22 protein-coding genes are annotated in these 20,292 nt (G+C 60.9%); 9 read left to right on the forward strand and 13 right to left on the reverse strand.

The window, feature by feature from the left end; all coding sequences use genetic code 11:
* Positions 1–189 precede the first annotated feature (189 nt).
* Positions 190–792 (forward strand): peroxiredoxin, encoded by a 603-nt coding sequence (locus J3P91_RS05785; protein ID WP_434569603.1) that lies wholly within the window; start codon positions 190–192, stop codon positions 790–792.
* A gap of 211 nt (positions 793–1,003) precedes the next feature.
* On the opposite strand, the gene rnt is transcribed toward J3P91_RS05785, so the two are convergent.
* Both rnt and pyrC read right to left on the reverse strand, forming a co-directional pair.
* Complete coding sequence (gene rnt, locus J3P91_RS05790) at positions 1,004–1,681, reverse strand: ribonuclease T (RefSeq protein ID WP_039591753.1); 678 nt, start codon at positions 1,679–1,681, stop codon at positions 1,004–1,006.
* Positions 1,678–2,724, reverse strand: coding sequence for a dihydroorotase (gene pyrC, locus J3P91_RS05795; RefSeq protein WP_434569602.1), 1,047 nt, complete (start codon positions 2,722–2,724; stop codon positions 1,678–1,680). Before pyrC ends, rnt begins: the two co-directional genes overlap by 4 nt.
* Positions 2,725–2,917: 193 nt before the next feature.
* Here pyrC and J3P91_RS05800 point away from each other — a divergent pair, with 193 nt between their 5' ends.
* Both J3P91_RS05800 and J3P91_RS05805 read left to right on the forward strand, forming a co-directional pair.
* Positions 2,918–3,925 carry a flagellar protein MotY gene (locus J3P91_RS05800; protein ID WP_434569601.1) on the forward strand — a complete coding sequence of 336 codons (1,008 nt, stop codon included), beginning with the start codon at positions 2,918–2,920 and terminating at the stop codon, positions 3,923–3,925.
* 128 nt (positions 3,926–4,053) lie between these two features.
* Positions 4,054–5,271 (forward strand): argininosuccinate synthase, encoded by a 1,218-nt coding sequence (locus J3P91_RS05805; RefSeq protein ID WP_003204943.1) that lies wholly within the window; start codon positions 4,054–4,056, stop codon positions 5,269–5,271.
* A gap of 69 nt (positions 5,272–5,340) precedes the next feature.
* Here the strand turns inward: J3P91_RS05805 and J3P91_RS05810 are convergent, their stop codons facing one another.
* Positions 5,341–5,493, reverse strand: a complete 153-nt coding sequence (locus J3P91_RS05810) for a hypothetical protein (protein ID WP_434602970.1) — start codon at positions 5,491–5,493, stop codon at positions 5,341–5,343.
* A 293-nt stretch (positions 5,494–5,786) separates the two neighbouring features.
* Between J3P91_RS05810 and J3P91_RS05815 the strand changes: the two genes are divergently transcribed.
* Positions 5,787–6,413 (forward strand): response regulator transcription factor, encoded by a 627-nt coding sequence (locus tag J3P91_RS05815; RefSeq protein ID WP_305496355.1) that lies wholly within the window; start codon positions 5,787–5,789, stop codon positions 6,411–6,413.
* A 53-nt stretch (positions 6,414–6,466) separates the two neighbouring features.
* Here J3P91_RS05815 and J3P91_RS05820 read toward each other — a convergent pair whose 3' ends face one another.
* The 8 genes from J3P91_RS05820 to metG form a co-directional block, all read right to left on the reverse strand.
* Positions 6,467–6,649, reverse strand: a complete 183-nt coding sequence (locus J3P91_RS05820; RefSeq protein WP_135846865.1) for a PA3496 family putative envelope integrity protein — start codon at positions 6,647–6,649, stop codon at positions 6,467–6,469.
* Between the two features lie 107 nt (positions 6,650–6,756).
* Positions 6,757–7,395 (reverse strand): endonuclease III, encoded by a 639-nt coding sequence (gene nth, locus J3P91_RS05825; RefSeq protein ID WP_434569599.1) that lies wholly within the window; start codon positions 7,393–7,395, stop codon positions 6,757–6,759.
* Entirely contained in the window at positions 7,392–7,919 is a 528-nt protein-coding gene (locus tag J3P91_RS05830; protein WP_434602971.1) for an Rnf-Nqr domain containing protein, read from the reverse strand. The genes nth and J3P91_RS05830 overlap by 4 nt, the downstream gene beginning before the upstream one ends.
* Complete coding sequence (locus J3P91_RS05835; protein WP_434602972.1) at positions 7,912–8,523, reverse strand: RnfABCDGE type electron transport complex subunit G; 612 nt, start codon at positions 8,521–8,523, stop codon at positions 7,912–7,914. The genes J3P91_RS05830 and J3P91_RS05835 overlap by 8 nt, the downstream gene beginning before the upstream one ends.
* Complete coding sequence (locus J3P91_RS05840; RefSeq protein ID WP_434602973.1) at positions 8,520–9,506, reverse strand: RnfABCDGE type electron transport complex subunit D; 987 nt, start codon at positions 9,504–9,506, stop codon at positions 8,520–8,522. Before J3P91_RS05840 ends, J3P91_RS05835 begins: the two co-directional genes overlap by 4 nt.
* Positions 9,493–10,497: an electron transport complex subunit RsxB gene (gene rsxB / locus J3P91_RS05845; protein WP_434602974.1), complete on the reverse strand. Its 1,005-nt coding sequence runs from the start codon at positions 10,495–10,497 to the stop codon at positions 9,493–9,495. The genes J3P91_RS05840 and rsxB overlap by 14 nt, the downstream gene beginning before the upstream one ends.
* Positions 10,494–11,066 carry an Rnf-Nqr domain containing protein gene (locus J3P91_RS05850; protein WP_434602975.1) on the reverse strand — a complete coding sequence of 191 codons (573 nt, stop codon included), beginning with the start codon at positions 11,064–11,066 and terminating at the stop codon, positions 10,494–10,496. Before J3P91_RS05850 ends, rsxB begins: the two co-directional genes overlap by 4 nt.
* Positions 11,067–11,195: 129 nt before the next feature.
* Entirely contained in the window at positions 11,196–13,241 is a 2,046-nt protein-coding gene (gene metG, locus J3P91_RS05855) for a methionine--tRNA ligase (protein WP_434602976.1), read from the reverse strand.
* Between the two features lie 311 nt (positions 13,242–13,552).
* Here metG and apbC point away from each other — a divergent pair, with 311 nt between their 5' ends.
* Positions 13,553–14,647: an iron-sulfur cluster carrier protein ApbC gene (gene apbC / locus J3P91_RS05860; RefSeq protein WP_434602977.1), complete on the forward strand. Its 1,095-nt coding sequence runs from the start codon at positions 13,553–13,555 to the stop codon at positions 14,645–14,647.
* A 160-nt stretch (positions 14,648–14,807) separates the two neighbouring features.
* Here the strand turns inward: apbC and J3P91_RS05865 are convergent, their stop codons facing one another.
* Positions 14,808–15,566: an SDR family oxidoreductase gene (locus tag J3P91_RS05865; protein ID WP_434602978.1), complete on the reverse strand. Its 759-nt coding sequence runs from the start codon at positions 15,564–15,566 to the stop codon at positions 14,808–14,810.
* 150 nt (positions 15,567–15,716) lie between these two features.
* Between J3P91_RS05865 and J3P91_RS05870 the strand changes: the two genes are divergently transcribed.
* From J3P91_RS05870 to groL, 4 genes are all read left to right on the forward strand, one after another.
* The gene (locus J3P91_RS05870; RefSeq protein WP_434602979.1) at positions 15,717–16,448 is read left to right on the forward strand and encodes a HugZ family protein; all 732 of its coding nucleotides are present in this window, start codon (positions 15,717–15,719) and stop codon (positions 16,446–16,448) included.
* Between the two features lie 66 nt (positions 16,449–16,514).
* Positions 16,515–16,991: an FxsA family protein gene (locus J3P91_RS05875; protein ID WP_434602980.1), complete on the forward strand. Its 477-nt coding sequence runs from the start codon at positions 16,515–16,517 to the stop codon at positions 16,989–16,991.
* 261 nt (positions 16,992–17,252) lie between these two features.
* Positions 17,253–17,546 (forward strand): co-chaperone GroES, encoded by a 294-nt coding sequence (locus J3P91_RS05880; protein ID WP_003204913.1) that lies wholly within the window; start codon positions 17,253–17,255, stop codon positions 17,544–17,546.
* 53 nt (positions 17,547–17,599) lie between these two features.
* Complete coding sequence (gene groL / locus J3P91_RS05885) at positions 17,600–19,243, forward strand: chaperonin GroEL (protein WP_181288598.1); 1,644 nt, start codon at positions 17,600–17,602, stop codon at positions 19,241–19,243.
* A 195-nt stretch (positions 19,244–19,438) separates the two neighbouring features.
* On the opposite strand, the gene J3P91_RS05890 is transcribed toward groL, so the two are convergent.
* The gene (locus J3P91_RS05890) at positions 19,439–20,182 is read right to left on the reverse strand and encodes a phosphatase PAP2 family protein (RefSeq protein WP_434602981.1); all 744 of its coding nucleotides are present in this window, start codon (positions 20,180–20,182) and stop codon (positions 19,439–19,441) included.
* Positions 20,183–20,292: the final 110 nt, after the last annotated feature.

A 20,292-nucleotide genomic window follows, 5' to 3' on the forward strand; every position in this document is an offset into this window, starting at 1 on the left:
GGTTTTTTCCCGGTGGGCCATGAGACGTCGCGGATTTCCGTGATCCCCGAAAAACCGTTGAGGACAGTCCAAACGCGCGGTGTATGATGGTCGGTCCTTGCAAAGCGGGTTCGTGTCACAGGGCTGTCGCCTGAGGGTGGCAGGCTGGCGCGGACCCGGTTTTCACGTTACTACACCAGGAGATATCCAATGAGCGTACTCGTAGGCAAACAAGCCCCTGACTTCACCGTTCCAGCCGTACTCGGCAACGGCGAAATCGTCGACAGCTTCACCCTGTCCTCGGCCATCAAAGGCAAATACGGCCTGGTGTTCTTCTACCCGCTGGACTTCACCTTCGTCTGCCCGTCCGAGCTGATCGCACTGGATCACCGCATGGACGATTTCAAGGCGCGCAACGTTGAAGTGGTCGCGGTTTCGATCGACTCGCACTTCACCCACAACGCCTGGCGCAACACCCCGATCAACAACGGCGGGATCGGCCCGGTGAAGTACACCATGGCCGCTGACATGAAGCACGAAATCGCCAAGGCCTACGACGTTGAGTCCGAAGGCGGCGTGGCCTTCCGTGGCGCGTTCCTGATCGACGACAAAGGCGTGGTCCGTTCGCAGATCATCAACGACCTGCCGCTGGGCCGTAACATGGAAGAGCTGATCCGTCTGGTCGACGCTCTGCAATTCCACGAAGAGCACGGCGAAGTCTGCCCGGCCAACTGGAAAAAAGGCGACAAGGGCATGACCGCATCGCCTGAAGGCGTAGCGGCTTACCTGGGCGAACACAGCGACAAGCTGTAAGCGCACTCAGGCATAAAAAAACCGGCCCTTGATGGGCCGGTTTTTTTATGGGCGGGTTATAAGCTGCAACGCAGGACTTTTTGCACGGAACACCGTGGCGAGGGAGCTTGCTCCCGCTCGACTGCGCAGCGGTCGCAGGCTTTTGGGGCCGCTGCGCAGCCCAGCGGGAGCAAGCTCCCTCGCCACAAGAGCACTGGAGTCAGTGCCGATATCAGTCGTCGAAATCCTGCCAGCCGCCCATTTCCTTCCAGCGATTGACGATGCCGCAGAACAGCTCGGCAGTCTTCTCGGTGTCATAGCGGGCCGAGTGGGCTTCGCGGCCGTCGAAATCGATGTCGGCGGCCTGGCAGGCCTTGGCCAATACGGTCTGGCCGTACGCCAGGCCGGCCAGGGTCGCCGTATCGAAGCTGGAAAACGGGTGGAATGGGTTGCGCTTCATGTCCAGTCGCGCAACGGCGGCGTTAAGGAAGCCCAGGTCGAAGCTGCTGTTGTGACCGACCAGGATCGCGCGCTTGCAACCGTTGGCCTTCAGGGCCTTGCGCACGCCACGGAAGATATCGGTCAGTGCCGTTTCCTCGCTGACCGCCATGCGCAGCGGGTGGTCGAGCTTGATCCCGGTGAATTCCAGCGCGGCTGCTTCGATGTTGGCGCCTTCGAACGGTTCAACGCGGAAGAAATAAGTGTGGTCCGGGAACACAAAACCTTTTTCGTCCATGCCGATGGTGGTCGCGGCGATTTCCAGCAACGCATCGGTGGCCGAGTTGAAACCGCCGGTTTCTACGTCGACCACGACCGGCAGGTAACCCCGGAAACGGGCTGCCATGGGGTGGCGAGCGCCGCCGGAACCACCGTTGCCGTCCAGTTCGTCGTCGAAATGATCTTCACTCACGCGTTTTCCTCCAGCAGGCGCCAGCGCAGTTTTTCACCGGCGCGCAGCGGGATGACAGTCTGTTCGCCAAACGGCAGGCTGGCGGGGGCAGTCCACTCGTCGCGGACCAGGGTAATGCTATCGGTGTTCACCGGCAGGCCATAGAAACGCGGACCGTGCAGGCTGGCAAAACCTTCGAGCCTGTCCAGCGCGTTGCGCTGCTCGAACGCTTCGGCGTACATCTCGATGGCGGCATAGGCGGTGTAGCAACCGGCGCAACCGCAGGCGGCTTCCTTGGCATGGCGGGCATGGGGCGCCGAGTCCGTGCCGAGGAAAAACTTCGCGCTGCCGCTGGTGGCGGCGTCGAGCAAGGCTTCCTGGTGGGTGTTGCGCTTGAGGATCGGCAGGCAATAGAAGTGCGGCCGGATCCCGCCCACCAGCATGTGGTTGCGGTTGTAAAGCAGGTGATGCGCGGTAATGGTCGCGCCGACGTTGGCCGGGGCCTCGTTGACGAACTGCACGGCATCGCCGGTGGTGATGTGTTCGAACACCACCTTGAGCGTCGGGAAACGCTCCACGACGCGGCGCATGTGCTCGTCGATGAAAATTTTCTCGCGGTCGAACACGTCGACATCGCTGCGGGTGACTTCACCGTGGATCAGCAACGGCATCCCGACCTCGGCCATCGCTTCGAGCGCCGGGAAGATCTTGTCGATGCTGGTGACGCCGGAGTCCGAATTGGTGGTGGCACCGGCCGGGTACAATTTGGCCGCGTGGACGAAGCCGCTGGCCTTGGCCTCGCGGATTTCTTCGGGCTGGGTGCGGTCGGTGAGGTAAAGCACCATCAGCGGTTCGAAGCGGCTGCCGGCCGGGCGTGCGGCCAGGATGCGCTGGCGATAGCCATCGGCCTCGACAGCGTTGCGTACGGGCGGAACCAGGTTAGGCATGATGATGGCGCGCCCGAAGGTGCGCGCGACATCGGCGACGGTATGGGTCAACACAGCACCATCGCGAAGATGAATATGCCAGTCGTCGGGACGCAGCAGGGTCAGGCGGTCGGACATTGGGGGGCTTCCAGGCGGGTCAAACTCTGGGGGAATGCTACCGGAAAAGACCGATGCGGGCACCCGCTATCAAGTTTTGCCACAAGTTACCGATAGCCCCTTCAGGTGTGCCACGAATCCGTGCGGTGTCTCGTACAGGCGTCATGCCCGGTGTTTTTCGATTTCCGTAAGTAAAAAGCCAGTGGAGCCTCCCGTGCGCCAGCGTTATCTAGCCTTGCTCAGCTTGTTTGCCAGCCTTCCTGCGATGGCGCTCACGTTCCAGACTCGTCTGGAGAGCATCGAGTGGACGGTCGAAGGCGACAAGTTCGAGTGCCGGCTGAGCCAGCCGATCGCCGATTTTGGTAGCGGCGAGTTCGTCCGCCGGGCGGGCGAGCAGGCCACGTTCCGACTCAAGGCCTACAACCCGGTGCTGGGTGGCGGTTCCGCGACGCTGCTGGCGGCCGCTGCGCCGTGGCAACCGGGGCGGGGCGACATCAACCTGGGGTCGGTCAGAATCGGCAGCGGCGACGTGTTGTTCAACAGCTCCCAAGTCCAGGCGGGACGCCTGATCAGTGGGTTGATGGAAGGGCGCAGCCCCGTGGTCCGGCGTAATGCCGAGGATGGCCGGGTGTCGGAAGTTCGCCTGTTGCCTGTGCGCTTCAACAAGGCCTTCAGCGACTACCAGGGCTGCGTGGCGAAACTGTTGCCGAAGAATTTCGAGCAGATCAAGCAGACCCAGATCGGCTTTCCTGGCGAGGGGGTTGAGCTCGACGCCCAGGCCAAGGCTCAATTGCAGGTCATGCTCGACTTCATCAAGGCTGACCCGAGCGTCAACCATGTCGAACTCGATGGGCATTCCGACAACAGCGGCAACCGCTTGACCAATCGTGAGCTGTCGCGCCGCCGTGCGCTGGCGGTCATGGATTTCTTCAAGGCCAATGGCTTCCAGGAATCGCAGTTCACTGTGCGTTTCCACGGTGAGCGTTATCCGCTCGTGCCTAATAACAACGCTGCCCATCGCGCCAAGAACCGGCGTGTGGTGGTGCAACTGGATCGAGTGGCGGCCACTCAGGCGCCAGCGGCCCAGCCCACCACGCCAACCCCGCCAGCAACGCCAGCTGTGCCTGCGGCGACGCCCGCTGCGGCACCCGGCAAGGCTCCGGCGCCGGTCGCCCCCACCAAGGCCGTGGCGCCCGCAGCGGCGACTGCAAGAACTTCCTGAGGCCATTCTGATCGTCGCGCCATCGACATAATCTGTCGCTTCGTCGTCATAAGCTGTCGCGCCTCTGTAAATTATCCGCGCTGGACGTTAGACTTCCCGGCTTTCCGTACAACCCGTGGAGTGATGGCATGGCGGACGTAAACAAGGTCGTTCTGGCGTATTCCGGCGGCCTGGACACTTCGGTGATCCTCAAGTGGCTGCAGGACACTTATAACTGTGAAGTGGTGACGTTCACCGCTGACCTGGGGCAGGGCGAAGAAGTTGAGCCTGCCCGCGCCAAGGCTCAGGCCATGGGCGTCAAGGAGATTTACATCGATGACCTGCGCGAAGAGTTCGTCCGCGACTTCGTGTTCCCGATGTTCCGCGCCAACACTGTTTACGAAGGCGAGTACCTGCTGGGTACCTCCATCGCCCGTCCGCTGATCGCCAAGCGCCTGATCGAAATCGCCAACGAAACCGGCGCCGACGCCATTTCCCACGGTGCTACCGGCAAGGGCAACGACCAGGTACGTTTCGAGCTGGGCGCCTATGCCCTCAAGCCGGGCGTCAAAGTCATCGCCCCGTGGCGCGAGTGGGACCTGCTGTCCCGTGAAAAACTGATGGACTACGCCGAGAAGCATGCGATCCCGATCGAGCGTCACGGCAAGAAAAAATCCCCGTATTCGATGGATGCCAACCTGCTGCACATCTCCTACGAAGGCGGCGTGCTGGAAGACACCTGGACCGAGCACGAAGAAGACATGTGGCGTTGGACCGTCTCCCCCGAGAAGGCTCCCGATACCCCACAATACCTTGAGCTGACCTATCGCAACGGCGATATCGTTGCCCTCGACGGCGTGGAAATGAGCCCGGCCACCGTCCTCGCGACGTTGAACCGTATCGGCGGCGAACACGGCATCGGTCGCCTGGACATCGTTGAAAACCGCTATGTCGGCATGAAATCCCGTGGCTGCTACGAAACCCCCGGCGGCACCATCATGCTGCGTGCTCACCGGGCGATCGAGTCGATCACCCTGGACCGCGAAGTGGCTCACCTGAAAGACGAGTTGATGCCCAAGTACGCCAGCCTGATCTACACCGGCTACTGGTGGAGCCCGGAGCGTCTGATGCTGCAACAGATGATCGATGCTTCCCAGGCCCACGTGAACGGCGTCGTGCGCCTGAAGCTGTACAAGGGCAACGTGATCGTGACCGGGCGCAAGTCCGACGAGTCGCTATTCGATGCAAACATCGCGACCTTCGAAGAAGACGGTGGCGCCTACAACCAGGCCGACGCGGCCGGCTTCATCAAGCTCAACGCCCTGCGCATGCGCATCGCGGCGAACAAGGGTCGCAAGCTGTTCTGACCCGGCTGCTTAAAAAAGGCCTGCCTTGCGCAGGCCTTTTTTTTGCGCATTGTCTCGTCCTGAATAATGTTATTGCCGAGGAATATCATTGATCGCTTTCCCTGGTTTATAACAAAAGTAAATTTTTGAATTGAGTAACGCAAATAGGCTTCGGAAATAACGATATTGTGCTGCTTTCTCTTCCTTGGAATTTTTTTCTGCAGGAAGCAGGCGTTTGGGCATGAATAGATCAATTACTTTGTATGAGAAAAGTCCCACGTCTAATAACAAGTCAGGTGTGTTTTTTGCCGAAGCCGAGCTGTCATCGGGGAGCCGTGGCGCGTCAGAATCACTCCATCGCTGCGACGGGAAAAATCATGGCGCGTTATGTTACGGGTTATTTGTAGGATTTTTCTGCATTGCTTGTAAGTTTTGTCTTTCGGTGCGAACGGCTTGCTACAGCGGCATCCCACGGGTGAAATGACTACGCTATTGTGCGTGCTCTAAAAATTCGAACAGCTAAGTTGGATTTGCCCATGAATAAAGTGCTGATCGTGGATGATCACCCCGTCATTCGTCTTGCTGTACGTTTGTTAATGGAGCGCCATGGATATGAAGTCATCGCGGAAACAGACAATGGCGTCGATGCGTTACAGCTGGCGCGCGATAAAATGCCCGACATCGTTGTTCTCGATATCGGGATCCCGAAGTTGGACGGACTGGAGGTTATCGCGCGCCTGACCACCAATCCTTCGCCCCTGAAAGTGCTGGTGCTCACCTCTCAGTCGCCAGGGCATTTCTCGATGCGATGCATGCAGATGGGAGCGGCCGGTTATGTGTGCAAGCAACAGGACCTGACCGAGTTGTTGAGTGCAATAAAAGCGGTGCTCTCGGGCTACAGTTATTTTCCCAACCAGGCGTTGCATACCGTGCGTTCGAGCCTGGGCAACGCCAGCGAGTCGGATATGGTCGATCGTTTGTCCGGACGAGAGATGATGGTCCTGCAGCAGCTGGCCCGTGGGAGAACCAACAAGGAGATTGCCGACGGGATGTTCCTGAGCAACAAGACAGTGAGTACCTACAAGACCCGACTGTTGTTGAAGCTCAATGCTCGCTCACTGGTCGACCTGATCGAGCTGGCACAGCGTAACGGATTGGTGTAAGTCCAAAGCCCACGTGCTCGGTAAAAGGCCTCCGTCAGGGAGGCTTTTACGAGTCAGAGGTCAAAATCATAGTCGGCCAATTGTTTCTGCAAGCGACGCTCTTCCAGCAGGTTATCGATGGTGCGACGTTTGCTCAGGTTGGTTTTCGCCACTTCCACGACCACAGGTTCCGCATCGTCAGCCTCGACGGCGATGAAATCGTCTTCTACATCCAGTTGTTCTTTGCCAGCGCTCATGGGTTCGACTCCAGGCTAAGACTGCCATTGGCGCTCCTTATAGCGATAAACCTGCGGCGGGTAAAAAAGATTTTTTCAATCGCTCGATCAAAGAAAGCAATAGCGCCTCAATCGTCAGATGTCTTGTGCTTGTATTCGCACAGGTCTTCGATTCGGCAGCTGCCGCAACGGGGCTTTCTCGCCAGGCAGACGTAACGTCCATGGAGGATGAGCCAGTGGTGGGAATCCAGGAGGTATTCCTTGGGGACAAATTTCATCAATTTCTTTTCCACTTCCACGACATTTTTGCCCGGAGCAATCCCGGTACGGTTGCTGACGCGGAAAATGTGCGTGTCGACTGCCATCGTCAGCTGACGAAACGCGGTGTTGAGCACCACGTTGGCGGTCTTGCGGCCGACGCCTGGAAGGGCTTCCAGCTCTTCGCGGGTCTGCGGGATCTCGCCGCCATGACGCTCTATCAGCAGGCGGCAGGTCTCGATGACGTTTTTGGCCTTGCTGTTGAACAGCCCGATGGTCTTGATGTATTCCGACAGCCCTTCGACCCCCAAGGCGTGGATCGCTTGCGGCGTATTGGCCACGGGAAACAGCTTGGCTGTGGCCTTGTTGACGCCGACGTCGGTGGATTGGGCCGACAGGATTACCGCGATCAGCAGCTCGAAGGGCGAGGAGTAGGCTAGTTCGGTTTTCGGCTCCGGGTTGTCTTCATGAAAGCGACGGAATATTTCCAGGCGTTTTGCGGCGTTCATGGGCGCGGCGTTTCCTCTAGGGGTGGATGGGGTTTGCTGGCCGTCCAGGCCTGGTGGGCCGCCAGCAGCAGGCCGAGCAGGATGAACCCGCCCGGAGCCAGCAGGGCCAGTGGGACGCCATTGCCGGTCAATTCGCGCAGGGCGCTCAGAATGGCCATCAGGAGGCCAGACTGGCCCGCAAGCCTGAGGCGGTCAGCTACCCGGGATTCGTCCACTGGCGCTTGATCCAGCGCTACGCAGCTCAAGGCGATCCAGCCGAGGTAAAGGCCTGACGATGCATACCACTCCGGCAGCCAGGCCTGCGTGACCAGGCTTGCGCAAGCACTCAAGGCTGCGGCCAGCAGGATAGCGGCAACCAGCCGCTGATAAGTCGTGCAGCGTGGCCCGGCCAGCGCCATGGCCCAGCCATGGCCGAAGCTGATCAAAACCCAGGCCAGCCACACCCCCAGTGCATTCGTCAGCGAGCTGCTTGCACCCACCAAGGGCACGAGCAGCAGGCCACGGGTCAATACCGGCTTATTCATTGGCACTCGCTCCGGTCAGGTGGGCCTGGTGCTCATCGAAATAACGCAGCGCATCGTGGATCGCCTGGAGCACCGCGCGCGAGGTCACCGTCGCGCCGGCCAATTGATCGAACTGGCCCTGGTCCTTTTTCAAGGCCCAGCCGTCATCGGTCGGCGCCTGGCGCGACTTTCCGGTGAATGTCCGCAGCCAGGCATTCGGCCAGTCGGCGATTACCGCGCCCAGGCCGGGTGTTTCCGACTGGCGCAGGGTTTTAACGCCAAGCAGGCGGCCGCTGGGGTCGATGGCGATCATCAATTCGATGCTGCCCTCATAGCCCAACGCCTGGCTGCGCAACAGCACCGCGCTGGGCTGGCCGTTGCGGGTCGCCAGGTAACCGCCCAGCAACCGGCTGTGGCTCAACTCAACCGGCGTCGTTATGACTGGTTGCGCCAACGGCTGGTTGTCATAACGCTCGAAGGGCAATACCTCGAGCAAGGTCCTGCCGGCCAAGGCTTGCCGTTGGGCTTCGATGCGTCCGGCCAGATTGATCTGCATGAGGTACGTGGCGCCGATGCCGAGGCCGGCCAGGACGATCAGGATCAGCACGCCGCCGGGTCTTTTCATGTCAGTGCTCGCCTTTGTCGTGCCTCGGCGAGACGATCCAGCGCAGGCACGCCGAGGTTCATCAGCAGCACGGCAAACGCCACGCCGTCCGGGTAGCCGCCCCAGGTGCGAATCAGGTAGACCAGCGCGCCCACGCCAGCCCCGAACAACAGTCGGGCGAGCGGGGCCTTGGCGCCTGACACCGGTTCGGTGACGATGAAAAATGCGCCCAGCATGGTTGCCCCGGTCAACAGATGAAACAGCGGCGAGCCATGGGAGTCCGAGCCCGAGCCGTTCCAGCACAGCAGGCTCAAGGTGAACAGGCTGGCAAGCATGCCCACCGGCGCGTGCCAACTGAACACGCGCTGTTGCAGCAGGAACAAGCCACCGGCGAGGAAGGCCAGGTTGGCCCACTCGACACCGCGTCCACCCCAACGACCGAACGCCGGATTGCTGGCGAACAGCTCGTCGACGGTCAGGCTTGTGTTGATTCGCAGACTGTCCAGCGCCGTGGCGCCGGCCCATCCGTCGGGCGCCTGGGCAATGCCGGCGACTTGTCGCAGACCTTCGAGAAAGTCCATGTCATGGGGCGCGGGCCATTGGCTCAGGTGCTGGGGAAACGCCACCAGCACCAGGGCATACCCGAGCATCGCCGGATTGAAGGGATTGCTGCCGAGCCCGCCCCATAAATGCTTGCCGAACAGCAAGGCGCAGGCAGCGGCCGTGACGGTCAGCCACCATGGGCAATACGCCGGCAAGGCCATGGCCAGCAGCGCGGCGCTGACCAGTGCGCTGCCGTCGCTCAGGCCGGGCTTGAGGGGACGTCGTCGCAGACGCAACGCCAGCGCCTCGACAGCCAGCGCGGCGAGGGCCGACAACAGCAGGTTCAGTGCCACGCCCCAGCCATAAAACCAGACCATCGCCAGCACGCCGGGCAGCATCGCCAGCAGCACGCGTCGCATCGCTTGCCGCAGTCGCTCGTCCACCGGATCAGGGCGTAGCATGGGCGTCCACCTGCCGTTGGGCGTCTTCCACCGCTTGTTCCAGTGCTTGCAGCTGTTCGGCGGACGCCGCGGCAGCGCGGGCCTTGCCGAGTTCGGCGCGACGCATCGCCAGCTGGATCTTGGCCCGCTTCAATTCAGCACTCTGCGCTGATGCCGGGGCGGCGGGCGCCGCGCTGCCTTCCAGTCTGGCCAGGGCCTGCTCTGCCGCTTCGAATTGGCGTTGCAGCACGATCAATTGTGATTGTTGTTCGAAGGTCGGTGGATGGCCGAACGCTTTCAAGGATTTATTCAGCTGTGCCCGACTCATGGCCAGGTCGACCTTGGCTTTTTTCAGGGCGGCGTCGGCGCTGGCGGCTTTTTGCGCGCGCACTCGTTCCAGCGCAGCCTGCACCGGATCAAGTGGCTGGGCCTGGGCTGGTTGAGCGTTGCGCTGTGTTCGGGCCAGGCGCTCGGCCTGGCGCTGCTCTTCTTCGCGGCGCAGGCGCGCATTGCGCAGCTCGAAGCGGCGGCGGGCGTGATTGCGCTTGGTGGTCCGCGCCTGCTGCTCTTCGATGCTGGAGGCCAGGCCACCGATGACCGGCGTTACGGTTGCCATCGGCAGTGGGCGCATCTCGATGCAATCCACCGGACAAGGCGCCACGCAGAGGTCGCAGCCGGTGCACTCATCGATGAGGACGGTGTGCATCAGCTTGGCCGCGCCAACAATCGCGTCCACCGGGCACGCCTGGATGCACTTGGTGCAGCCGATGCATTCGGCTTCGCGGATGTATGCGATCTGCGCCGGGGCCGAGCCATGGCTGGCGTCCAGTTCGAGTACCGGCACGGTCATCAGCTCGGCCAGGGCAGCGATGGTTTCGCGTCCACCGGGGGGGCACTTGTTGATCGGTTCGCCCTGGGCGATGCCTTCGGCGTAAGGCTTGCAGCCGGGATGGCCGCACTTGCCGCATTGGGTCTGCGGTAGCAGGGCATCGATACGTTGAATCAGGTTCATGTCTTGACCAACCCGCGCAATCCGAGAAATGCCACCGCCATCAATCCGACGCTGATCAATTGGATTGGCAGGCCCCGAAAAGGCAAGGGAATATCGTTATCCTGGACTCGCTGGCGCAAGTCCTCGAACAGGCTCAGCACCAGCCAGAAACCCAGCCCGGCGCCCAGGCTGAAGGCCATGGCCTGGCCCAGGCCCTGGTCGTTCCGGCTGTTGAGCAGCGTGACGCCCAGTACGCCGGCATTGCCGAGCAGCAGCGGCCACAAGCCATCGAACGGCTGCGACGGCAGCCAATGCGTCAGCAGGCGCAGCAATGGGCTGATCAGCAGCACGCTCAGGGGCAGCCATACGAACAACCGTAGCGATGTCAGGTGCGCCGGAACCAGCAGCCAGCGGTCGAGCAGATAACCGAGGGCCCCGACAACCAGCATCAGGCAGGCTGTCGCCAGGCCCAGTGCATGTACCCGGCTCCTCGCTTTGGCCGCCAGCAGCGGATCGACGCCCAGCGGCCAGTGCAACACGAGGTTGTTGATCAGGGCAGCGCTGAACAGCGAGAGAAGAATGTCAGTCATGGGCATGAGGCAACAGGGGAGCCGGTTGAAAGATCAGGCATTATCCGGCACGCCGCGAGGGCGGGCCAGATATGAAAATCCCACAGCCGCTCGACAGCGACTGTGGGATCGGTGCAGCGTGCAGTCGCGTTATTTGATCCGCTGACCCGGCTTGGCGCCGCTGTCGGGGCTCAGCAGGTAAATTTCTTCGCCGCCAGGACCGGCCGCCATGACCATGCCTTCGGATATGCCGAAGCGCATTTTGCGTGGCTTGAGGTTGGCGATCATCATCGTCAGCCGGCCCTCGAGCTTGGCCGGATCCGGGTAGGCGCTCTTGATGCCGGAGAACACGTTGCGCTGCTCATCGCCGATGTCCAGGGTCAGGCGCAACAGTTTGTCGGCGCCTTCCACGGCTTCAGCCTTGACGATCAGCGCCACGCGCAGGTCGATGGCGGCGAAGGCATCGAAATCGATTTCCGGCGACAGCGGGTCCTTGGTCAGCTCGCCGTTGCCAGCAGGGGCACCGGTGTCGGTCTGGCTGGCGGCCAGGTCTTCCTTGGACGCGTCGATCATGGCCTGGACCTTGGCCGGGTCGATGCGGGTCATCAACGGCTTGAACGCGTTCAGTTGATGGTTGCTCAGCAGGGTCTGGTGGTCGTTCCAGGTCAGCGGCGCAACGTTCAGGAACGCTTCGGCATCGGCGGCCAGCAACGGCAGCACCGGCTTGAGGAAAATCACCAACTGGCGGAACAGATTGATGCCCAAGGCGCAGATGGCCTGGACTTCGTCCTGCTTGCCGTCCTGCTTGGCCAGCGACCATGGGGCCTTGTCGGCGATCCAGGCGTTGGCGCGGTCGGCCAGGGCCATGATTTCACGCATGGCGCGGGCAAAGTCGCGGCTCTCGTAGGCCTCGGCGATGCTTGGCGCGGCAGCCAGGAAAGCGTCGGTGAGTTCCGGCGCGGCGTTACCCGCCACCAGCACGCCGGCGTTGCCCTTGTGGATGAACCCGGCGCAACGGCTGGCGATGTTGACGACCTTGCCCACCAGGTCGGAGTTGACCTTCTGCACGAAGTCCTCGAGGTTCAGGTCGAGGTCGTCGACGCCACGGCCGAGCTTGGCCGCGTAGTAGTAGCGCAGGTATTCCGGCGACAGGTGATCCAGGTACGTCCGCGCCTTGATGAAGGTGCCACGGGACTTGGACATCTTCTGGCCGTTGACGGTCAGGTAGCCGTGGACATTGATGCCGGTCGGCTTGCGGAAACCGGCGCCTTCGAGCATGGCGGGCCAGAACAGCGCGTGGAAATTGACGATGTCCTTGCCGATGAAGTGATACACCTCGGCCATGGAGTCCTTGGCCCAGAACGCGTCGAAGTCCAGCTCCGGGGTGCGATCGCAAAGGTTCTTGAAGCTCGCCATGTAGCCGATGGGCGCGTCCAGCCATACATAGAAGTATTTGCCGGGCTCGCCAGGAATTTCGAAGCCGAAATACGGCGCATCGCGGGAGATGTCCCATTCCTGCAAACCGGAGTCGAGCCATTCGGCGAGCTTGTTGGCCACCGCGTCGTGCAGCGTGCCGCTGCGGGTCCAGGTCTGCAGCATCTCCTGGAAATCCGGCAGCTTGAAGAAGAAGTGCTGGGAATCCCTGAGTACCGGCGTCGCGCCGGAAATCGCCGATTTGGGGTCTTTCAGGTCGGTCGGTGCGTAGGTGGCGCCGCATTTTTCGCAGTTGTCGCCGTACTGGTCTTCGGTGCCGCATTTCGGGCAGGTGCCCTTGATGAAGCGGTCGGCCAGGAACATTTTCTTTTCCGGGTCGAAATATTGGGTGACCGAACGGGTGGCGATATGCCCGGCGTCACGCAGCTTCAGGTAGATCTGGCTCGACAGCTCACGGTTTTCTTCGGCGTGAGTGGAGTGGAAGTTGTCGAAGTCCACCAGGAACTCGGCAAAGTCGGCGCTGTGTTCAGCCTGGACATTGGCGATCAGTTGTTCCGGGGTGATGCCTTCCTTTTCCGCGCGCAACATGATGGCCGAACCGTGGGCGTCGTCGGCGCAGACGTAGATGCACTGGTTGCCGCGATGTTTCTGAAAGCGCGTCCACATATCGGTCTGGATGTATTCCAGCATATGGCCAAGGTGAATCGAACCATTGGCATAGGGCAGGGCGCTGGTGACGAGAATCTTGCGTGGCTCGGACATGGGGCTCGGCTACTTGATGAAACGGAGGTCGGCCACTATAAAGCGCCGGGAAATATATTTCACCCCGCGGGCCTGTTTCCCGCCGAATCCGTGGCGAGGGAGCTTGCTCCCGCTGGGGGGCGAAGCCGCCCCAAAAATGGTTCTACGCCCTGGCTGGTCGACAGCGTCGGCTTCATTGCGACTGCTGCGCAGCCGAGCGGGAGCAAGCTCCCTCGCCACAAGAGCGTTCGTCACCCTTAATCGGGTCGCCACGCGAGAGCGTGCGGCGTAGGATAGCGGCCTGTTTTCAAGTCTTGTTATCGGAGTTGCCCATGAGCGCCGTCAATCGCGCAGCGGTGGAAGCCGTCCTTCGCCAGTACACCGACCCCTACCTGAGCCAGGATCCGGTCAGCGCCGGATGCGTGCGAGCCATCGATATCCAGGGCGATCGTGTCAGCGTCGAACTGGAGATCGGTTATGCCGCCGATCTGTTCAAGAATGGTTGGGCGCAAATGCTGCAGATGGCGGTCGAAGGCCTGGACGGCGTGGCGAGCGCCAAAGTCCAGGTCACCAGCGTGATTTCCGCCCACAAGGCCCAAGCCCAGGTGCCGGGCTTGGCGAACGTCAAGAACGTCATCGCCGTGGCCTCGGGCAAGGGCGGCGTAGGCAAGTCCACCACCGCCGCCAACCTGGCGCTGGCCCTGGCTCGCGAAGGGGCGAAGGTCGGTATCCTCGACGCGGATATCTACGGTCCGAGCCAAGGCATCATGTTCGGCATCGCCGAAGGCACCCGACCGCAGGTCAAGGACCAGAAGTGGTTCGTACCGCTGCAATCCCATGGCGTGGAGGTCATGTCCATGGCCTTCCTCACCGATGACAACACACCAATGGTCTGGCGCGGGCCGATGGTCTCCGGCGCCTTGCTGCAACTGGTCACGCAAACCGCCTGGGGCGACCTGGATTACCTGGTGATCGACATGCCGCCGGGAACTGGCGACATCCAGCTGACCCTCGCGCAGAAAGTCCCGGTGGCCGGCGCGGTGATCGTTACCACGCCCCAGGACCTGGCCCTACTGGATGCGCGCAAGGGTGTGGAGATGTTCCGCAAGGTGAACATCCCGGTACTGGGCGTGGTGGAAAACATGGCCGTGCACATCTGCTCGAACTGTGGACACGCCGAGCATCTGTTCGGTGAAGGCGGCGGTGAAAAACTGGCGACCCAGTACGGTGTCGAGTTGCTGGCTTCGTTGCCGCTGTCGATGGTGATCCGCGAGCAGGCCGACGGCGGCAAGCCGACCGTCATCGCCGAGCCGGACAGCCAGATCGCCATGGTCTATCAGGAGCTGGCCCGCCACGTGGGCGCGCGGATCGTGTTGCAGGAGGCTGCGTCGCCGGCGATGCCGAACATTACTATCAGCGATGATTGAATAAGCGGTAACACATCCCATTGTGGGAGCGAGCTTGCTCCGGGCGGCGATCCGACGATAGCGGTCTTACATTCAACATTGATGCAAACTGACCCGACGCCATCGCGAGCAAGCTCGCTCCCACATTTTTGGGTCAGTCCATTTTGTTATGCGATGGGGTTTAGATCCGCAACCCGCCATCCATCTCCAGGATCCGCCCGGTGTAGTAGTCGTTCTCGAAGATATACGCAGCCGAGTGCGCAATCTCTTCGGGCTTGCCCATGCGCTTGAGCGGAATTCCCGAGGTCATTTTTTCGAGGGCTTCGGGTTTCATGCCCAGGGTCATTTCGGTTTCGATGAAGCCCGGAGCAATCCCCGCCACGCGGATGCCGTAGCGCGCCAGTTCCTTGGCCCAGGTCACGGTAGCGGCCGCGACGCCGGCCTTGGCCGCCGAATAGTTGGTCTGGCCGACATTGCCGGCGCGGGAGATCGAGGAAATATTGATGATCGCGCCGTTGTTCTTCAGCTCGACCATTTTTGCCGCCACTTCGCGGGTGCACAGGAATACACCGGTGAGGTTGACGTCGATCACCGCCTGCCACTGGGCCAGGCTCATTCTGGTCATTTCACCGTCCTTGACCTTGAGCAGCAGGCTGTCGCGCAGGATACCGGCATTGTTGATCAGCCCGTGGATTGCGCCGAAGTCCTCGGCCACCCGGGCAACCATGTCGATCACCTGATCTTCATTGGCCACGTTGCACAGGTACGCACGCGCCTCGACGCCCTTGGCGGCGCAGGCGGCGACCGCCTCGTCGAGTTTTTCCTGATTGAGGTCCACCAGCGCGAGCTTTGCACCCTTGCCGGCGAAATACTCGGCCATGGAGCGACCCAGGCCCTGGCAACCGCCGGTGATAATGATTACTTTGTCAGTGAGTTGCATTCTCATGTCCAGGTGGCGCAGCGGTGGAGGGGTTGGGCGCGTCTCGATTTGCAGCGCGGCTGCGCGAGCAAACAGGCCCGAAGGTGCGTCAGAACATTACTCCACTCAACCGACCGTTTTCTAGACGAATTTTATTAAAGGAGTCATAAATTGAGCGTTGAAGCTGCCAAGCATGCCCGCGAACTGCTGCTCAAGGAATATCGGGGCATGCTCTCCACCCATTCCAAATCGATGCCCGGCTTTCCGTTCGGCTCCGTTGTGCCGTATTGCCTGGACGCGCAAGGCCTGCCGCTGATACTCATCAGCCGCATCGCCCAGCACACCCACAATCTGCAAAAAGACCCTAAATGCTCAATGCTGGTGGGAGAGCGGGGCGCCGAGGATGTTCAGGCCGTCGGGCGCCTGACCTATCTGGCCGAGGCGCAGAAGCTGGAGGACAGCGCCGCCATCGAGGCCGCCGCCGAGCGTTATTACCGCTATTTCCCCGAATCGCAGAACTACCATAAGGCCCACGATTTCGATTTCTGGGTTCTCCACCCGGTGCGCCATCGTTATATCGGCGGCTTCGGCGCGATTCACTGGATCGACCAGATCACCCTGGCCAATCCCTTTGCCGGCAAAGCCGAGGCGGGCATGGTCGAACACATGAATGCCGACCATGCCAAAGCCATCGCCCACTACGTCGAATTGAGTGGCCTGCCAAAAAACCAACCCGCGCGATTGGTCGGTATCGACAGCGAAGGCATGCACCTGCGCATTGGGCAAGGCCTGCACTGGTTGCCGTTTGCGGGGCCTTGCAATACCCCGACACAAGTGCGCGAAGCCTTGGTTTTCCTGGCTCACGCCGAGCAATGGCCAAAAAATGCCGAGGTTGATGCTTGAATTCACGAAAGGGCGACGTCATTTAGGTTTTCATAGCAAGGCATTCTTGCGTTGAGGAACCATTTGATGCGCCCTTTTTTATTGCTCTTTCTGCTGTTCCCGGTGTTGGAGCTGTTCGTATTCGTCAAGGTCAGCGGTGCGATCGGGTTCTTCCCGGCGTTGCTGCTGGTCATTCTCGGCTCGATGCTCGGCGTGTTCGTGCTGCGCATCGCCGGCCTGGCCACGGCACTGCGTGCCCGTGAAAGCCTGACCCGTGGCGAACTGCCCGCCCAGACCATGCTCGAAGGCCTGATGCTCGCGCTGGGTGGTGGTCTGTTGATCCTGCCTGGCTTCATCAGCGACGTGCTGGGCCTGGTCTTGCTGCTGCCCTTCACGCGCCGGTTGCTGGCCAACAAGATGCGCCAGCGCGCCGAAGAACAGGCGATGCGCCAGCGGGCTTTCGCCGATGACCTCCAGCCCCGTGGCGGTCCGACGCCGCGCGAACCCGTGGGCCGTGAGCCCAACGTGATCGAAGGCGAATTCGAACACCGCGACCCCAAGTAGCTTTCAGTGACACGGCAGCCAGCGACACGGCACCTTCGGGTGCCGTGTTCGTTTTAGCGCTCGTTCAGTAAAAAATTTCACCCTCGACCCTTGTAATCGACTTGCACGCCCTTATGTATGGGTCACCGCAAGGTTTCCGGTGGCGACACCGGACAGACTTCCGCGGTTCGCTTGACGAACCGCACCCCGGCTCCGCCGGCTTTTGTTAAACCCGCCGGGACTACACCGGCCGATGAAAACCAAAATTAGGAGAGATCGACAATGAAGCTTCGTCCTCTGCATGACCGCGTCGTCATCCGTCGCAGCGAAGAAGAGAAGAAAACCGCTGGCGGTATCGTCCTGCCAGGTTCGGCTGCTGAAAAAGCCAACCACGGTGAAGTTCTCGCTGTAGGTCCGGGCAAGGCTCTGGAAAACGGTGAAGTACGTGCGCTGGCCGTGAAAGTGGGTGACAAGGTTGTGTTCGGCCCTTACTCCGGCAGCAACACTGTGAAAGTCGACGGCGAAGACCTGTTGGTAATGAGCGAGAACGAAATCCTCGCCGTTCTCGAAGGCTGATTTCCCCGCTCATTTTCCCGCTACTACTACAAAGTATTTAAGGAATATCGATCATGGCTGCTAAAGAAGTTAAATTCGGCGATTCCGCCCGCAAGAAAATGCTCGCCGGTGTCAACGTCCTGGCTGACGCAGTAAAAGCGACCCTCGGCCCGAAAGGCCGTAACGTGATCATCGAGAAGAGCTTCGGCGCTCCGACCATCACCAAGGACGGCGTTTCCGTAGCCAAGGAAATCGAGCTGAAAGATCGCTTCGAAAACATGGGTGCGCAACTGGTCAAAGACGTTGCTTCCCGTGCCAACGACGACGCCGGTGACGGCACCACCACCGCGACCGTACTGGCTCAGTCGATCGTCAACGAAGGCCTGAAAGCCGTCGCTGCCGGCATGAACCCGATGGACCTCAAGCGCGGCATCGACAAGGCGACCATCGCCATCGTCAAGGAACTGAAGGGTCTGGCCAAGCCTTGCGCTGACTCCAAGGCAATCGCCCAGGTAGGTACCATCTCCGCCAACTCCGACAACTCCATCGGCGACATCATTGCCGAAGCCATGGAAAAAGTCGGCAAGGAAGGCGTGATCACCGTTGAAGAAGGCTCGGGCCTGGAAAACGAACTGTCGGTTGTAGAAGGCATGCAGTTCGACCGTGGCTACCTGTCGCCATACTTCGTCAACAAGCCGGACACCATGGTTGCCGAGCTGGACAGCCCGCTGATCCTGCTGGTCGATAAGAAGATCTCCAACATCCGCGAAATGCTGCCAGTGCTGGAAGCCGTTGCCAAAGCCGGCCGCCCTCTGCTGATCGTGGCTGAAGATGTCGAAGGCGAAGCCCTGGCGACCCTGGTCGTGAACAACATGCGTGGCATCGTCAAGGTTGCAGCCGTCAAGGCTCCAGGCTTCGGCGACCGTCGCAAGGCCATGCTGCAGGACATCGCCGTACTGACCGGCGGTACCGTTATCTCCGAAGAGATCGGCCTGAGCCTGGAAAGCACCACCCTGGAGCACCTGGGTAACGCCAAGCGCGTGATCCTGTCCAAGGAAAACACCACCGTGATCGACGGTGCTGGCAACGATGCCGATATCCAGGCTCGTGTCACCCAGATCCGCGCACAAGTGGCCGAGACTTCGTCCGACTACGACCGCGAAAAACTGCAAGAGCGTCTGGCCAAGCTGTCCGGCGGTGTTGCGGTGATCAAGGTTGGCGCCGGTTCCGAAGTTGAAATGAAAGAGAAGAAAGCCCGCGTTGAAGACGCCCTGCACGCAACCCGCGCAGCCGTCGAAGAAGGCGTGGTGCCTGGCGGCGGCGTGGCACTGGTTCGTGCCCTGCAAGCCATCAGCGAGCTGAAAGGCGACAACGATGACCAGAACGTTGGCATCCAGTTGCTGCGTCGCGCTGTTGAAGCACCTCTGCGCCAGATCGTTGCCAACTCCGGCGACGAGCCAAGCGTAGTGGTCGACAAGGTCAAGCAGGGTTCGGGTAACTACGGTTACAACGCTGCCACCGGCGAATACGGCGACATGATCGAAATGGGTATCCTGGACCCGGCCAAAGTGACTCGTTCGGCTCTGCAAGCGGCTTCGTCGATTGCCAGCCTGATGATCACCACCGAGGCGATGATCGCTGAAATCAAGGACGACGCTCCAGCTGGCGGCGGCATGCCAGACATGGGCGGCATGGGTGGCATGGGCGGCATGATGTAAGCCAGCCTTACCCCTGTAGCGAAAAACCCCGCCTGTGAAAGCAGGCGGGGTTTTTTATTGCCGTGGATTCATGAACGACACCAATCCCAATGTGGGAGCGAGCTTGCTCGCGATTACGGTGTGTCAGCTCATATATCCGGCACTGACCCACCGCTATCGCGAGCAAGCTCGCTCCCACATGGGACGTGGTTCAATTCAGGCATTGGCGGGACTGGCGACCGCGACACGCCCAGCCATGGCGGCAGGTCGGTACAGAACGCAGTAATAACACCCGAGGCAAATCAGCCAGCAGAACACCGCCGTCCAGACGTTGTGGGAGAAAAAGTGCGCCCCTTGCATCATGCGTCCCACGGAAAACACCGTGCCCAGGGCAAAGGCGAACACCAGCGCCTGGCGTGCGAGGCGTGGGCGACGGTCACGCAGTACGAAAAACAACGCGAACAGCGTGAAGCCGGTGGCGGCATGCCCGCCGGGCCAGCATCTGCCGGGCTTGTCGGTAGCCGGGCGTGGGCTCAGTAGCTCACTGTAGGTTTCCTTGCCACCGAACTCCTTGAGACTCCATGGGCATTGCACTGCCGTCACTGCCTTCAAAGGCGTGACAAACGCAGTCGCCAATGCCAGCGACAGGACCAGGCAACCCAGCTCACGTTTGTACGGCTTGAGCCGAGCGATAAAAAACGAGGCGATAAACCCCACGACCGCCAGCACGGAAAACCCGATGACCAGCTGTTTGGCCCGGTCATGCAGGATGTCTTCCAGGAAAAAACTGTGTCGACCGATAAACCCACCCGCCGTCGGATCGTAAAACAGCTTGGCCACGTTCATGTCCAGGGTGGTCAGTTCCAGCAACACCAGAATGGCTGCGACCACGGCGGGCAGGCCCAGGGCGACCCATAGATTCAGGGGCCTGGAAGCGGGGCGGATGGCAGTGGAAACCATGGCAGTACCTTTGATGGGAGTTTTCGTGATCAGCGCGTTGCACAGTCTGGTCTGCGTTGCGTTCGGGCGGTGTGAAGGTTGGGTGAAAAACTCGTCAACACCCGCGCAGC

Origin of the sequence: Pseudomonas sp. Z4-7, assembly GCF_051131965.1 — a bacterium.
GTDB lineage: Bacteria > Pseudomonadota > Gammaproteobacteria > Pseudomonadales > Pseudomonadaceae > Aquipseudomonas.

Bases quoted from the DNA above. Each gene is read 5' to 3' on its own strand.
- J3P91_RS05785 (WP_434569603.1), top strand. From the start codon at position 190: ATGAGCGTACTCGTAGGCAAACAAGCCCCTGACTTCACCGTTCCAGCC.
- pyrC (WP_434569602.1), bottom strand. From the start codon at position 2,724: ATGTCCGACCGCCTGACCCTGCTGCGTCCCGACGACTGGCATATTCAT.
- J3P91_RS05805 (WP_003204943.1), top strand. From the start codon at position 4,054: ATGGCGGACGTAAACAAGGTCGTTCTGGCGTATTCCGGCGGCCTGGAC.
- J3P91_RS05810 (WP_434602970.1), bottom strand. From the start codon at position 5,493: ATGCCCAAACGCCTGCTTCCTGCAGAAAAAAATTCCAAGGAAGAGAAA.
- J3P91_RS05815 (WP_305496355.1), top strand. From the start codon at position 5,787: ATGAATAAAGTGCTGATCGTGGATGATCACCCCGTCATTCGTCTTGCT.
- J3P91_RS05820 (WP_135846865.1), bottom strand. From the start codon at position 6,649: ATGAGCGCTGGCAAAGAACAACTGGATGTAGAAGACGATTTCATCGCC.
- nth (WP_434569599.1), bottom strand. From the start codon at position 7,395: ATGAACGCCGCAAAACGCCTGGAAATATTCCGTCGCTTTCATGAAGAC.
- J3P91_RS05830 (WP_434602971.1), bottom strand. From the start codon at position 7,919: ATGAATAAGCCGGTATTGACCCGTGGCCTGCTGCTCGTGCCCTTGGTG.
- J3P91_RS05835 (WP_434602972.1), bottom strand. From the start codon at position 8,523: ATGAAAAGACCCGGCGGCGTGCTGATCCTGATCGTCCTGGCCGGCCTC.
- J3P91_RS05840 (WP_434602973.1), bottom strand. From the start codon at position 9,506: ATGCTACGCCCTGATCCGGTGGACGAGCGACTGCGGCAAGCGATGCGA.
- rsxB (WP_434602974.1), bottom strand. From the start codon at position 10,497: ATGAACCTGATTCAACGTATCGATGCCCTGCTACCGCAGACCCAATGC.
- J3P91_RS05850 (WP_434602975.1), bottom strand. From the start codon at position 11,066: ATGACTGACATTCTTCTCTCGCTGTTCAGCGCTGCCCTGATCAACAAC.
- metG (WP_434602976.1), bottom strand. From the start codon at position 13,241: ATGTCCGAGCCACGCAAGATTCTCGTCACCAGCGCCCTGCCCTATGCC.
- apbC (WP_434602977.1), top strand. From the start codon at position 13,553: ATGAGCGCCGTCAATCGCGCAGCGGTGGAAGCCGTCCTTCGCCAGTAC.
- J3P91_RS05865 (WP_434602978.1), bottom strand. From the start codon at position 15,566: ATGCAACTCACTGACAAAGTAATCATTATCACCGGCGGTTGCCAGGGC.
- J3P91_RS05875 (WP_434602980.1), top strand. From the start codon at position 16,515: ATGCGCCCTTTTTTATTGCTCTTTCTGCTGTTCCCGGTGTTGGAGCTG.
- J3P91_RS05880 (WP_003204913.1), top strand. From the start codon at position 17,253: ATGAAGCTTCGTCCTCTGCATGACCGCGTCGTCATCCGTCGCAGCGAA.
- groL (WP_181288598.1), top strand. From the start codon at position 17,600: ATGGCTGCTAAAGAAGTTAAATTCGGCGATTCCGCCCGCAAGAAAATG.
- J3P91_RS05890 (WP_434602981.1), bottom strand. From the start codon at position 20,182: ATGGTTTCCACTGCCATCCGCCCCGCTTCCAGGCCCCTGAATCTATGG.